Annotated in this window: 12 protein-coding genes; 10 read left to right on the top strand and 2 right to left on the bottom strand. The window is 71.8% G+C overall.

What is annotated here, in order from left to right; genetic code table 11:
* Window positions 1-161: 161 nt before the first annotated feature.
* On the bottom strand, window positions 162-1,181 hold the full coding sequence (locus ACFZBD_RS25050; RefSeq protein ID WP_391143402.1) for an NlpC/P60 family protein: 1,020 nt from the start codon (window positions 1,179-1,181) through the stop codon (window positions 162-164).
* Between the two features lie 410 nt (window positions 1,182-1,591).
* Here ACFZBD_RS25050 and ACFZBD_RS25045 point away from each other — a divergent pair, with 410 nt between their 5' ends.
* From ACFZBD_RS25045 to ACFZBD_RS25020, 6 genes are all read left to right on the top strand, one after another.
* Window positions 1,592-1,900, top strand: a complete 309-nt coding sequence (locus ACFZBD_RS25045) for a hypothetical protein (RefSeq protein ID WP_365718875.1) — start codon at window positions 1,592-1,594, stop codon at window positions 1,898-1,900.
* 104 nt (window positions 1,901-2,004) lie between these two features.
* On the top strand, window positions 2,005-2,853 hold the full coding sequence (locus ACFZBD_RS25040) for a hypothetical protein (RefSeq protein ID WP_391143399.1): 849 nt from the start codon (window positions 2,005-2,007) through the stop codon (window positions 2,851-2,853).
* Complete coding sequence (locus ACFZBD_RS25035) at window positions 2,843-4,180, top strand: hypothetical protein (RefSeq protein ID WP_391143396.1); 1,338 nt, start codon at window positions 2,843-2,845, stop codon at window positions 4,178-4,180. Before ACFZBD_RS25040 ends, ACFZBD_RS25035 begins: the two co-directional genes overlap by 11 nt.
* Window positions 4,177-5,730, top strand: a complete 1,554-nt coding sequence (locus ACFZBD_RS25030; protein ID WP_391143394.1) for an SCO6880 family protein — start codon at window positions 4,177-4,179, stop codon at window positions 5,728-5,730. The genes ACFZBD_RS25035 and ACFZBD_RS25030 overlap by 4 nt, the downstream gene beginning before the upstream one ends.
* 19 nt (window positions 5,731-5,749) lie before the next feature.
* A complete protein-coding gene (locus tag ACFZBD_RS25025; RefSeq protein WP_391143391.1) occupies window positions 5,750-7,162 on the top strand; it encodes an ATP-binding protein in 1,413 nt (470 codons plus the stop codon).
* A 1-nt stretch (window position 7,163) separates the two neighbouring features.
* Window positions 7,164-8,774, top strand: coding sequence for a type VI secretion protein (locus ACFZBD_RS25020; RefSeq protein ID WP_391143389.1), 1,611 nt, complete (start codon window positions 7,164-7,166; stop codon window positions 8,772-8,774).
* 35 nt (window positions 8,775-8,809) lie between these two features.
* Here the strand turns inward: ACFZBD_RS25020 and ACFZBD_RS25015 are convergent, their stop codons facing one another.
* Window positions 8,810-9,376: a GNAT family N-acetyltransferase gene (locus ACFZBD_RS25015; RefSeq protein WP_391143385.1), complete on the bottom strand. Its 567-nt coding sequence runs from the start codon at window positions 9,374-9,376 to the stop codon at window positions 8,810-8,812.
* A 136-nt stretch (window positions 9,377-9,512) separates the two neighbouring features.
* Between ACFZBD_RS25015 and ACFZBD_RS25010 the strand changes: the two genes are divergently transcribed.
* The 4 genes from ACFZBD_RS25010 to ACFZBD_RS24995 are packed head-to-tail and all read left to right on the top strand — an operon-like array spanning window position 9,513 to window position 13,285.
* Window positions 9,513-10,433 (top strand): ATP-binding cassette domain-containing protein, encoded by a 921-nt coding sequence (locus ACFZBD_RS25010; protein ID WP_391143383.1) that lies wholly within the window; start codon window positions 9,513-9,515, stop codon window positions 10,431-10,433.
* Between the two features lie 44 nt (window positions 10,434-10,477).
* Entirely contained in the window at window positions 10,478-11,254 is a 777-nt protein-coding gene (locus ACFZBD_RS25005) for an ABC transporter permease (protein WP_391144340.1), read from the top strand.
* A gap of 13 nt (window positions 11,255-11,267) precedes the next feature.
* Window positions 11,268-12,587: a histidine kinase gene (locus tag ACFZBD_RS25000; RefSeq protein WP_391144337.1), complete on the top strand. Its 1,320-nt coding sequence runs from the start codon at window positions 11,268-11,270 to the stop codon at window positions 12,585-12,587.
* Entirely contained in the window at window positions 12,584-13,285 is a 702-nt protein-coding gene (locus tag ACFZBD_RS24995) for a response regulator (RefSeq protein ID WP_391143380.1), read from the top strand. The genes ACFZBD_RS25000 and ACFZBD_RS24995 overlap by 4 nt, the downstream gene beginning before the upstream one ends.
* Window positions 13,286-13,379: the final 94 nt, after the last annotated feature.

Below are 13,379 nucleotides of genomic sequence, written 5' to 3'. Positions count from 1 at the left end.
ACCGTGGGCGGTCGGATCAGGGAACGAACCGCCTGAGGCGAGCGTTCCGCTCTTCCCCGAGAATCGGCACGACGTTACCGAAGAGTGACACGTCGTCGCAGCTCAGGGCCATCGCCTAACGGAGAGTTCCGGCCATGCGGCCGGTGGTTCCGGACACCGCGTCAGGCCTGCGGCAGCCCGGTCGGCAGCGCCGCCGCACCGTCCTTGGTGACCCGGGTGGCACCGAAGTAGTCCGGCGTATCGATCTTGTCGAACCGGATCACCGCCCCCGTTCGAGGCGCGTCGATCATATAGCCGCCGCCGACGTAGATGCCGACGTGCCTGATGGCACGGGAGTCGGTGAGGTCGTCGGAGAAGAAGACGAGGTCGCCGGGCAACAGTTCGTCACGCGACGGATGGGGCCCGGCGTTGTACTGGTCGTTGGCGACGCGCGGCAGCTGGATGCCGACGCTCTCGTACGCGGCCTGGGTCAGACCGGAGCAGTCGAATCGGCCATTCTGCGCCGCCGTTCCCGTACCGCCCCAGAGGTAGGGCGTGCCGAGCTTCTGCTGGGCGTAGTAGATGGCCGCGGCGGCCTGACGGGACGGCTCGACCCGGCCGACCGGGCGGGCGAAGCTCTTCTCCAGGGAGCGGATGATCCGTACGTAGTTCTGCGTCTCGTGGATCCGCGGCACCCCGCCGGACTTGATGACGCGGTAGGCCCCGGCGTTGTACGCGGCGAGCATGTTGTTCGTCGGGTCGCCCGGGACGTCCTTCACATAGCCGGCCAGCTCGCAGTCGTACGAGGCGGCGGACGGAATCGCGTCCTTCGGGTCCCAGACGTCCCGGTCGCCGTCCTTGTCCCCGTCGATGCCGTGCCCGGCCCAGGTGCCGGGGATGAACTGCGCGATGCCCATGGCGTTGGCGGGGGAGACGACCTTCGGGTTCCAGCCGCTCTCCTGGTACAACTGCGCGGCCAGCAGGGCGGGATTGATGGCGGGGCAGAGGTTCCCCCACTTCTGCACCAGGCTCTGGTACGCGGCGGGCACGGCCCCCTTGGCCAGCCCGACGGTGCCGTTCTTGGCGTCCCCCGCGCCCCCGAGGAGTCCGGCGGCGGCGGAGTACGTCCCCACGACGAGCAGCGCGACGAAGCCGAGGCACACCCCGATGGCCCCACCGCCGACGAGCCACGCCTTTCGCACCGTCAAACACCCCCGAGGTCCCGGCAGTCCGCCACCCGTCGAGTCTAGGCGGCGGGGGGCCGCCGGGGGCGTGGACGAACAGGACGGACCGGATGTGTCAGAAACCCTCCGGCACCACCCGCCACCGCCGCGCCGCCCTGCCCCGGGCCCGCCACACCCCCAAGAGTGCAACAACGACAATCATTGCCCGGAGTCACACCCCGTGATACACAGAGTGACCATACGCTTCTTCGTAGAGAAACCGGCCACACCGCCGCAGGTCAAGGCGGCCGAATCGGTCACGTGTGCGGGGATCGGGTAAAGAGAGCCGTCAAGCCGTCACACGCGAGCGGTTTCATCAGCGAAGATAGGACGATGACCCATGCCATCCGGCAGGGGCGACGAACTACCCAACAGGGGCGGTGAGTTACATGTACCTGGCGGCGCCAAAGGGCGACATCACCACCATCATCGGTGGAATCGCCCCGAACTGGGGGCCATTCGGAAGCCTGGGCAACGAGGCCAAGGTGATGATCGAGGTCGTGATGGCCGTGGCCATCCTGCTCTGCCTCGGCATCGCCATCTGGGGCGCGGCCAAGCAGCGCATCGGCGCGACCGCCCTGCGGGACACGTTCAGCGCCGAGCAGGGCAAGGGCCTGATCGTGGCCGGTCTCACCGGCGTCTTCATCATCGGGTCACTGGGGACGCTGTTCACCATCGTGTACGGGATGGCCGTCTAACCACCGAGGTCACGATCCCTGATGTCCAGTCACCACACCGCGCCCGCGCGGAGCACAGCACGACTTCTGTCGTACCCGCGAACGGTTGAGGGGGCGTACCCGTCATGAGCCTCGGCGATGAGCACGACGGCTTCGGCGGCGTGGGCGGCTCGGGCCAGACCCGCACCCGCCTGCCCGAGGGCGGCAGCGGCGACGTCCACGGCGGCGGCGCCCGGCGCCCCCCGACGCGGAGCTCGCGCTCGCTGATCACGGTCGTGGGCGTGGTGGTCCTGCTGATCGCCGCGATCGCCTTCGCCAACCGCGGCGACGGCGACCCGACGGACGGCCCGGCCGCCTCCCAGGGCAAGTCCCCCGCGGACGCGGGCGCCCCGACCTCGGCGACGGGAGTCCGCCCGGTGACGGGCAGAACGGGCGAGATCCCCACGGGCTTCGCCCACGACGAACAGGGGGCGCAGAGCGCGGCGTCGAACTACGCCGTGGCGCTCGGCTCCGTCGACATGTTCCAGGCGGGGCCCCGGCAGGCCATCGTCGAGACCACCCACGACCCCGCGGTGGTCAGCGGCCTGCTCAAAAGGCTGGACGAGTCCTACTCCCCCGGTTTCCTGGCGAACATCGGGCTGGACGCCAACGGCACCGCGCCGACCGGCATGACCTTCGTGTCCCGCACCGTCCCCGTCGGCGCCAAGGTGCGGGAGTTCACCGCCGACTCCGCCACCGTCGACGTCTGGTGCACCGGCCTCGTCGGCCTGGCGGGCGAAGGCTCCACCAAGCCGGTCACCTCCAACTGGTTCACCATCACCCAGAAGCTCCGGTGGGTGGAGAACGACTGGAAGATCGTCACGTCCGAGCAGACCGAAGGCCCCACGCCGGTCAACGGCGACAACCGCGCCTCCGTGGCGGACGAGATCGCCGAGGCCGTCGAGGGATACGGAGGGTTCACCTATGCCCGCTGACCGGCGTACCCGTCTCCGTAGGCTCGGCACCCTGGCCGCCGCGCTGCCCAGCGCGGTCGTCCTGCTGTCGGCGCGCGCCTACGCCGCCCCCACCCCGACACCCTCCCCGTCGCCCAGCCGCAGCGACAACCCGTGCGACCTCATCGTCGGCCAGGCCAGGGACTACTGCGAAGACGGCGACTCCGCCGGCACCCGCTCCCCCCGCATCGACGACCCCACCTCCGCCCTCGACCCCCTCTCCTCCCTCGCCCACGGCTGCGCCGACGCCGCCGTCTCCATCGTCGACGCGCTCTCCAAGGCCGTGAAGGAGACCGCCGAGGTCGACTTCACCAACTCAGCCTTCCTCGCCCGCTACGCCGTCGTCTTCGCCGCCGCCACCGTCCTCACCCTCCTCCTCTGGCTCCTCGCCGTCGCCAAGCGAGCCATCCGCGGCGTCCCCCTCACCACCGCCATCTCCGAGGCCATCGGCTTCCTCTGGCTGACCGTCCTCGCCTCCGCCTTCACCCCGCTGATCCTCTACACCGTCGTCTCCGCGACCGACGCCGTCACCGAGGTCATCGCCTCCGGCACCGGCCGGCAGACCGACGTCTTCTTCGGGAGCTTCAAGGAAGCGCTCCAGAAGGGCGACAGCATCGGCGGCGGCCCCATCATGCTGATCATCGTCTCGCTCGTGACCGTCCTCGCCGCCGGCGTGCTCTACCTGGAGCTGTTCCTGCGCGCCGTGCTGCTCTACGTCGGCGCCCTCCTCGGCGTCGTCGTCTACGCCGGGCTCGTCGACAAGAACATGTGGGGCCACGTCCGCCGCTGGGCCGGGGTCATGATCGCGGTCATCCTCGTCAAGCCCGTCATCGTCATCGTCCTCGGACTCGCCGGCGCGCTCTCCTCCGGCACCGGACCCGACTCGTTCTCCGCCGTCGTCTCCGGGCTCGCGATCATCCTGCTGGCCATCTTCGCCTCCGCCATGATCTACCGCTTCGTCCCCGGCTTCGGCGACGAGATCGTCGCCTCCCGCAACAACCGGCTCCACCGCTCCGGCGAGAACGCGGCCGCCGCCGTCCTCTCCTCCCCCGCCTCCCTCGTCTCCCAGGGCATCAAGACCCACAGCAGCCGCGGCGACGGCGGAGGCGGCCAGTCCGCCTCCAACAGCGGCGGCGCCCGCCCCGCCAACCCCCTCGCCGGCGGCGTCGCGGCCCACAGCAGCCGCGGCGGCGCGGCCGGGGGCGGCGGCGGAACTGTCCCCTCCGCCGCACCCCCGCCGCGTAGCAGCAGCCCCACGTCAGGCACACCGCACAGCAACCGAAAGCACTCTGGAGGTGGAGGGCGTTGACGACCCAGTCCCATCCGGTCACGCCCCGCCGCACGTATCTCATCGGCCGCGCCCGGCCGAACGCGATCGTCGGCAAGAACCGCGAGACGGGCGAGATCGCGCTGATCATCGCCGGCGCGTTCCTCGGCATGATGAGCGGTCTGATCGTCCCCGTCCTGACCCTGCGGATCGTGCTGCTCACGGGCTTCCCCATGCTCGCGCTCGCCGCGGTCTACGTCCCGTACAAGCACCGCACGTTCTACAAGTGGTTCGAGATCAACCGCAGCTACAAGCGCTCCCTCAAACGCGGCACGGCCTACCGCTCCACCGCCGTCGAGGCCGGCACCCGCCTCGACGGCCGCGAGGTCGAGGTCGGCCCGCCACCCGGCATCGGCAGGATCAGCTGGATGTCCGCGCCCTTCGGCCCGGACGAGATCGCCGTCCTCCTCCACGCCGACCGGCGCACGGTCACCGCCGCGATCGAGATCGAGGGCCCCGGCGTCGGTCTGCGCGACAGCGAGGACCAGGAAGCCCTCGTCGACCGCTTCGGCACGCTCCTCAAGCACGTCGCCAACGGCGACGGCTTCGTCACCCGCCTCCAGATCCTCGCCCGCACCCTCCCCGCCGACCCCGACGCCCACGCCAAGGACGTCGGCCAGCGCGGCGACCCGCAAGCACCCGGCTGGCTCCAGGAGTCGTACGACCAGCTCCAGTCGATGGTCTCCACCTCCAGCGAGCAGCACCGCGCCTACCTCGTCGCCTGCATGCACTACACCCGCGAACTCGCCGCCGAGGCCAACGCCATGGCCCGCGCCGCCCGCCACGCCTCCGGCGCCCGCAAGCTCGACCGCGACGCCGGCCTCGCCGTCGTCATGGCCCGCGAACTCACCGACATCTGCGCCCGCCTCGCCGAAGCAGACATCCGGGTCCGCCAGCCCCTCGGACAGTCCCGGCTCTCCTCCCTCGTGCACTCCATGTACGACCCGGACCACCCCATCGACCACATCCAGGCCATGACCAAGCGCAACGCCTGGCCCGCCGAGCTCGACGCCATGGAGCCCACGTACCTCCAGGCCAAGACCCGCGAGTCCTCCACCCGCGCCCCCTGGTGCCACGCCACCGCCTGGGTGAAGGAGTGGCCGATGACCCCCGTCGGCGTCAACTTCCTCGCCCCGCTCCTCGTCCACACCCCGGACGTCATCCGCACCGTCGCCGTCACCATGGACCTCGAACCCACCGAGGTCGCCATCGAGCGCATGCTCACCGAGAAGACCAACGACGAGGCCGAGGCCTCCCGCCAGGCCAAGATGAACCGCACCGTCGACCCCCGCGACATCGCCGCCCACGGCCGGCTCGACCAGCGGGGTGAAGATCTCGCCAGCGGCGCGGCGGGCGTCAACCTCGTCGGGTACATCACTGTGTCGTCGCGTTCACCCGAGGCCCTGGCCCGGGACAAGCGCACGATCAGGGCCTCCGCCGGCAAGTCGTACCTGAAGCTGGAGTGGTGCGACCGCGAGCACCACCGGGCCTTTGTGAACACCTTGCCGTTCGCGACCGGCATCCGCCGCTAGCCGCTAAGGGGCCCGTGCCATGCGAGATCCGCTCTCCGCCCTCACCGAGGCGTTCACCTCCTTCCTCTTCGGGAAGGTGGAGACGACACGGCTGCCCGTACGCACCTCCACCGGACAGGCCCAGGCCGTCTACCTGCCCACGGCCGCCCCCGGCCTCGGCGACTCGGGCGTCATCATCGGCCGCGAGGTGTACAGCGGCAAGGGATACATCTACGACCCCTTCCAGCTGTACGGACAACAGCTCCCGGCCCCCCACTGGCTCGTCCTCGGAGAGTCCGGCAACGGCAAGTCCGCGCTGGAGAAGACATACGTCCTGCGCCAGCTCCGCTTCCGCGACCGGCAGGTCGTCGTCCTCGACGCCCAGGGCGAGGACGGCGTCGGCGAATGGAACCTCATCGCCCAGGAGCTGGGAATAACCCCCATCCGCCTGGACCCCATGGTCGCCGTCGACGCCGGCATCCGCCTCAACCCGCTCGACCCGTCGATCACCACGACCGGGCAGCTCGCCCTGCTCCGTACGATCATCGAGGTCGCCATGGGCCACGGCCTGGACGAACGCTCCGGCTTCGCCCTGAAGGTCGCCCACGCCTACGTCAACGAACACATCACCGACCGCCAACCGATCCTCACCGACATCGTCGAGCAACTGCGCCACCCCAAGGCCGAATCGGCCGAGGCGATGAACGTCGACATAGACGACGTCCGCGCCTGGGGCCTGGACGTCGCGCTCGTCCTGGACCGGCTGGTCGACGGCGACCTGCGCGGCATGTTCGACGGCCCGACCACCGTCGGCATCGACCTCGACGCCCCGCTGATCGTCTTCGACCTCTCGCACATCGACCGCAACTCCATCGCCATGCCGATCCTCATGGCGATCGTCGGCGTGTGGCTGGAACACACCTGGATCCGCCCCGACCGGAAGAAGCGCATCTTCCTGGTCGAGGAGGCCTGGCACATCATCAACAGCCCCTTCGTCGCGCAGCTGTTCCAGCGCCTGCTCAAGTTCGGGCGTCGGCTCGGCCTCTCCTTCGTGGCGGTGGTCCACCACCTCTCCGACGTCGTCGACGGCGCGGCGGCCCGGGAGGCCGCGGCCATCCTCAAGATGGCCTCGACCCGCACCATCTACGCCCAGAAGGCCGACGAGGCCCGGGCCACGGGACGGGTCCTCGGCCTGCCACGCTGGGCGGTCGAGATCATCCCGACGCTCACCCCCGGCATCGCCGTGTGGGACGTCAACGGCAATGTGCAGGTGGTCAAACACCTCATCACCGAGAAGGAACGCCCGCTCGTCTACACCGACCGCGCCATGACCGAGTCCTCGATTCCGGACGACCTCCCGGAGGACCTGCGGGCCGCGGAGTGGGAAGCCGAGCAACGGGCCGCCCTCATCGAGCAGCAGGTGAACGGCCCCTCCGAGTCAACGGTGGCATGACATGGCGAAGGACCAGCGGTCGGGCGGGGTCTCCGACGGGCTTCTCGTGGGGCTCCTGGGGTTCCTGTTCGCGCTGAGCGTGCTGGTGTGGACGGCGACCGGCCTGGCCGGTCTGCTCGCGAAGGGCGGATGGCCGACCGGGGTCACCCTCACCCGGACCCCGCTCGCCCTCCGCGCCCTGATCGGCAGCCCGCAGGACCTCCCGGGCGCCTGGCCCGACACCCCGGCGGCCGAGCTGTCGGGGTACGGCCTGTTCTGGGGCCTGCTCATCGGCGAACTGATGGTGCTGGTGGTCCTCGTGGTGTTCGCGGTGGGGACGCTGGCACGGTGGAGAGCGGTACGGGCCGCCCGACGGACCGGCGGACGCGGCGCGTACGAGCCGACGCAGGCCACGACCGAGGTACGGGAGCCGGGACGGGAAGTACGGGAGCCGGAACCGCCCCTGCCCGCCGGAGGCCCGGCCGAGCTACGGGAGACGGTACGGGAGCCGGCAGCGGTACGGGCGCAGGAACCAGGACAGGACCCGACGCAGGACCACGGCCGGGTCCCGGCCCCGGCGCCGACCCACGAGTGGGCCCCCGAGGCGCCCGCCCCCGCCCACGCCCCCGCCCCCCTCGCCAAGCCCTCCACCGCCGGACCCTTCGCCGCCGGGCCCTTCGCCCCTGAACCCGTCCTCCCCTCCCCCCGCGCACCGCGCCTCCTCTACGGCTCCCCCGCCGCCCGCCGCCCCTCCGCCCTCCAGGCCGTCCAGGACGCCGAGGGCCCCGCGCTCGTCGTGACCTCCGACCCGACCGTCTGGGCCGAGACCAAGGACGCCCGCGGCAAGCTCGGCCCCGTCCTCGTCTACGACCCCGGTCACCTCTGCGACACCCCCGCCCGGCTCCACTGGTCGCCGGCCACCCGGTGCGAGGACCCGGCCACGGCCCAGGAACGGGCGAGCGCGCTCCTCGCCCCCGTACGCCCGCCGTCCCGCCTCGACGCCGCGGTCGCCGAGACCGCCGAAACGCTCCTGCGCTGCTGGCTGCACGCGGCCGCCGTGGACGAGCGTCCGTTCCGGCAGATCCACCGCTGGGCTCAGGGCACGGGCGCCCACGAGCCCGTACGCATCCTCCGCACCCACCCCAAGGCGGCCGGCGGCCACGCCGGACTCCTGGAGTCGGCGCTGACCGCCTACCCGGAACGCCGCGAGATGGCGCAAGAGTTGACGGCACGCGCCCTGTCGTCGCTCTCCTCGGTCCACATCCGGGAAGCGTGCACACCGAATCGAACGGATTCGTTGACGCTGGAATCTTTCATCGCCGAGGGGGGCACCCTTTACGTGGTGGGTGAACCGGTCGAGGACCCCCGCGCACGTCCCGGTGCGATGCCTCTGCTGACCGCCCTCACCGCGAGCGTGGTCGAGCACGGCCGCCGCCTGGCCGCACGGTCAACCGACGGTCGGCTCGACCCACCACTCACGCTCGTCCTCGACGACATCGCCGCCGTGGCTCCGCTCCCCCGCCTCCCCGACCTCCTGGCCCGCGGCCACGACGAGGGCCTGCCGACCACGGTCCTCCTCCGATCCCGGGAACAGGCCCGCTCCCGCTGGGCGGAACCCCTGCCCCACACCTGACCCAGCGCCACCGGCCCCGAGCCGGGGCTCACGCTTCAGGCCCGAGCCGCCGGCCGCCGGATCTCGTACTCGCACTCGTACGTCGACGCGTCCCCCGGCACCGGGACCCGCTCCCCCGTGGCGACGAACCCGAACCGCCGGTAGAACGCGGCAGCCCGCGCGTTGTCCTGGTGGACGTACAGCCGGACCCGCCGCACCACCGGCTCCGACAGCCCCCAGGACCACTCCACACAGCCTTGGAACAGCCGCTCCGTCAGACCGGTGCCCCGCGCCCCGGGCCGTACGTACACCCCCACGACATGCGTCTGGTCGACCTTCGCCGGCGCACCGAAGCGCGTCTCGTCCGAAGGCCGCTCGACCAGCACCGTGGCCGTGCCGACCCAGCTCCCGTCCGGCGCCTCGGCGACGAACTGCCGGGCCCTGCCGGACTCCTCGGCCGACCCCTCGGCACGCTCCCGCCAGAACGACTCGGGCCGCCCGACGGCGGCCTCGTAGGTGTCCAGGAAGGCGATGCCCGCGGCCGGGTCCCGCAGGGCGTCCAGCCGGATGGCGCGGGTCTTCTCCCACTCGTCGGCGCGGATGGCTCGAATCGTGTAGTCCATACGGGGATCATCACCATCCGGCCACCCCCTGACAACGCCTTTTGCCCGCCCCCGTCGTACCCCGGTACTACGCCCGCGCCGCCCTTCCCCCCACGGTCGGACGATCCGACGCCCTCCGCTCCCTAGCGTCGTCAGCATGATCCGAGCAGAGAAACTCACCAAGCGGTACGGCGACAAGACGGTCGTCCAGGACCTCGGCTTCACCGTCCGCCCCGGCACGGTCACCGGCTTCCTCGGCCCCAACGGCGCGGGCAAGTCCACCACGATGCGGATGCTCCTCGGACTCGACGCCCCCACCCGCGGCCGCTCCACCATCGGCGGCCGGTCGTACGCCACCCACCCGGCCCCCCTCACCCAGGTCGGCGCGCTCCTCGAAGCCCGCTCGCTGCACCCCGGCCGCTCCGCCTTCCACCACCTCATGGCGCTCGCCCACACCCACGGCATCCCCCGCTCCCGCGTCGAGCACGTCCTCGGCCTCACCGGCCTGGCCGACGTCGCCGGCAAGCGCGTGAAGGGCTTCTCCCTCGGCATGGGCCAGCGGCTCGGCATCGCGGCCGCCCTCATCGGCGACCCGGCCGCGGTCATCCTCGACGAGCCGGTCAACGGCCTCGACCCGGACGGCGTCCTCTGGATCCGCACCCTCCTCAGGTCGCTCGCCGCCGAAGGCCGTACCGTCCTCGTCTCCTCCCACCTCATGAGCGAGACGGCCCTGACCGCGGACCACCTCATCGTCATCGGCAAGGGCCGCCTCCTCGCCGACACCACCGTCGCCGCGCTCGTCCGGGAGGCGGGAGGCGGCTCGGTCAAGGTCGTCACCCCCGACCCCCACCGCCTGCGCACCCTGCTGCCGGCCGCCGCCCGCATCACCGACGAGGGACCCGACACCCTCCGGATCACCGGTGTGGAAGCCGCCGCCATCGGCCGCACGGCCGCGGGGCACGGCGTACCGCTGTACGAACTGACCCCCCAGGAGGCCTCCCTGGAGCAGGCGTTCATGGACCTCACCCACGACTCGGTCGAGTACCAGGCCACCACCACGGCAGGAGCAGCAGCGTGACCACGTCTCTCACCCACCCCGGCCCCACCCGCACCGCCGCGCCCATGACCGCCGCCGCCTACCGCGTGACGCCCGCTCGGGTGCTGCGCTCCGAATGGCACAAGCTCCGGACCCTGCGCTCCACCTGGATCACCCTCCTCGCCTCCGCCGCCCTCGTGCTCGGCGTCGGCATCCTGATGGGCGCCACGTACACCAGCGACGGCGGCGACTCCGACGTCGACACCGTCGTCCTCTCCCTCTACGGCTCCCAGCTCGGCGGGATCTGCCTGGCCGTCCTCGGCATCCTGGTCACCGCCGGTGAGTACGCGACGGGCATGATCCGCGCCTCCCTGACCGCCGTCCCCCGCCGTCTCCCCGTGCTGTGGGCGAAGGCCGCCGTCTTCTCGGCCACCGTCTTCACGGTCTCCTTCGTGGCCGCCCTCGTCACCTTCCTCACCGCACAGGTCTTCCTCGGAGACACGGACCAGGCCGCTTCCCTCACCGACGACGGTGTCCTGGGGGCCCTCGCGGGCAACGCCGCGGGCGTCACCCTCCTCGGTCTCGTCGCCCTCGGCCTCGGCGCCGCACTGCGCTCCGTACCGGGCGCCATCGGAGCGTTCATCGGCGGCGTGATGGTCCTGCCGGAGGTTCTCGGAGCGCTGCCGTACGACGCCGTGGAGACGGCCGTACGGTACTTCCCCACCCAGGCCGCCGGCGCCCTCGGTTCGGCCGCCCCGATGCCCGGCGCTGCCTCCCCCGGCGCCGCGCTGCTCGCCCTCTGCCTGTGGGCGGCCGTGGCTCTGGCCGTACCGGCTCTGTTGCTGAAGCGCCGTGACGTATGACGATGAGCCCGTGATCACAGAGGCGGGTACGGGCGACATGCGGCCAGGGCCGACGGACGACGGGTCCGCCCTGGTGGAGAACGCGGGGGCGACCCGGGGGCAGGACGCGGACTGGCCCGCGGCCGCCCCGCCGCTCAGCCGGTACCTCCAGCTCCAGGCCCGGCGCGTACGGGAGTTCGATGCCCGCCGGCCCCGGGTCTGGGACGCCGTACTGACCCTCTTCTGGACGGGCGCCGCCCTCACGGACGCGGCGGGCGGCTGGCGGAACATCGCCCGCGACCCCTCCGTACCGGTCTGGCTGGTGCTCGCCCTGAGCCTGGCCCTGTCGGTCCCGCTGCTGTGGCGCCGCCGCCACCCGATGAGGGTGCTCGCGGTGATGGCCTGCGCCTGTCTGGTCAGCACGTGGAGCGGGGCCTTTCTGCAGGCCGGCTATCTCCAGTTGATCCTCGTCTTCCATGTCTCGCTGCGCCTGCCGCCCCGGTTCCTGGCCTGGAGTGCGGTGTTCCTCGCCGCGCCGCTGGTGGTCGGCGCGGTCCGTTTCCCGCAGGGGAGTTGGGACCAGCAGGTCGTACCGGCGCTGTGGGCGTACGCGATGGTCGCCCTCCTCGGCGTCGCGGTCCGCTCCCGCCAGGACTACACCGCCGCGCTCGTCGACCGTGCCCGGCGCCTCGAGGTGGAGCGCGACCAGCAGGCGCGGCTGGCGGCGGCGGCCGAACGCACCCGGATCGCCCGGGAGATGCACGACATCGTCGGCCACCATCTCTCCGTGATCACGGGTCTGGCGGACGGCGGTAAGTATGCGGCGGCGAGGCGCCCCGAGCGGGCCGCCGAGGCCCTCGACGCCATCGGCACGACCAGCCGCCAGGCCCTGACGGAGCTGCGCCGGCTGCTCGGGGTGCTGCGCGACGAGTCCCCGCAGGCGGTGCGCGATCCGCAGCCGACGCTCGCCGATCTGCCGTCCCTGATCGCGGGGGTCAGGTCGGCGGGTCTGCCGGTACGCCTGGAGTCCCGCGACGAGCCGGCGGCGGGGGAGGTGTCGGCCGGCGCGCAGCTGACGGTCTACCGGGTGGTCCAGGAAGCCCTGACGAACACCCTGAAGCACGCGGGCCCGGGAGCGCGGGCCTCGGTCGTCCTCGCCTGCGGGGAGGGCGGGTTGGCGGTGGAGGTGACGGATTCGGGCAGCGGCGGCGGGGCTCCGCGGGGCGAAGGCCGGGGAATCGCCGGCATGCGGGAGCGCGCGACCCTGTATACGGGCACACTCGAGGCGGGCCAGCTGCCGTCCGGTGGCTGGCGCGTTCGGCTCCGACTTCCGCTGGAGGATTCCCCCTCGTGACGACTGTGCTCATCGCGGACGACCAGGCGATGCAACGCTTCGGCTTCCGCATGCTGTTGGAGAGCCAGGACGACATGACCGTCGTCGGCGAGGCGTCGAACGGCACGGAGGCGGTCCGCCTGGTGGACCGGTACCGTCCGGACGTGGTCCTGATGGACATCCGTATGCCGGGCCTCGACGGCATCGAGGCGACGCGCCGCATCATCGCCTTCGGTGCCCCGAGCCGGGTTCTGATCGTCACGACCTTCGACCTCGACGCGTACGCGTACGACGGTCTGCGCGCGGGCGCGAGCGGCTTTCTGGTGAAGGACGCCCAGCCGGAGGAGCTGCTGGCGGGCATCCGCGCGGTCGCGAGCGGCGACGCGGTGGTGGCTCCCAGCCTGACCCGGCGTCTCCTGGACGCCTACATCCACCATCTGCCCACGGGTGCGGACGACGAGGCCGGCCAGGCCGAGCGGGCCGGCTCCGCGCGGCCGGAGCCGCGTCTGGCGTCGCTGACGGAGCGGGAGCGCGAGATCCTCACGGTGATCGCCCAGGGCTGGACGAATACGGAGATCGCCGAGCGTCTCCACCTGGCGGAGTCCACGGTGAAGACCCATGTCAGCCGCATTCTGGCGAAGACCGCCGCCCGGGACCGTGTCCAGGCGGTCATCCTGGCGTACGACGCCGGCCTGGTCTCCCCGACGACCCGGGGCTGAACGCAGAAAAGCCCCGCACCATAAGGTGCGGGGCTTTCCCACAATGATTGTTCGGCGGCGTCCTACTCTCCCACAGGGTCCCCCCTGCAGTACC

Source organism: Streptomyces sp. NPDC008121, from assembly GCF_042957155.1.
Classification (GTDB): Bacteria; Actinomycetota; Actinomycetes; order Streptomycetales; family Streptomycetaceae; genus Streptomyces.
This window is presented reverse-complemented; position numbering and strand designations above follow the sequence as displayed.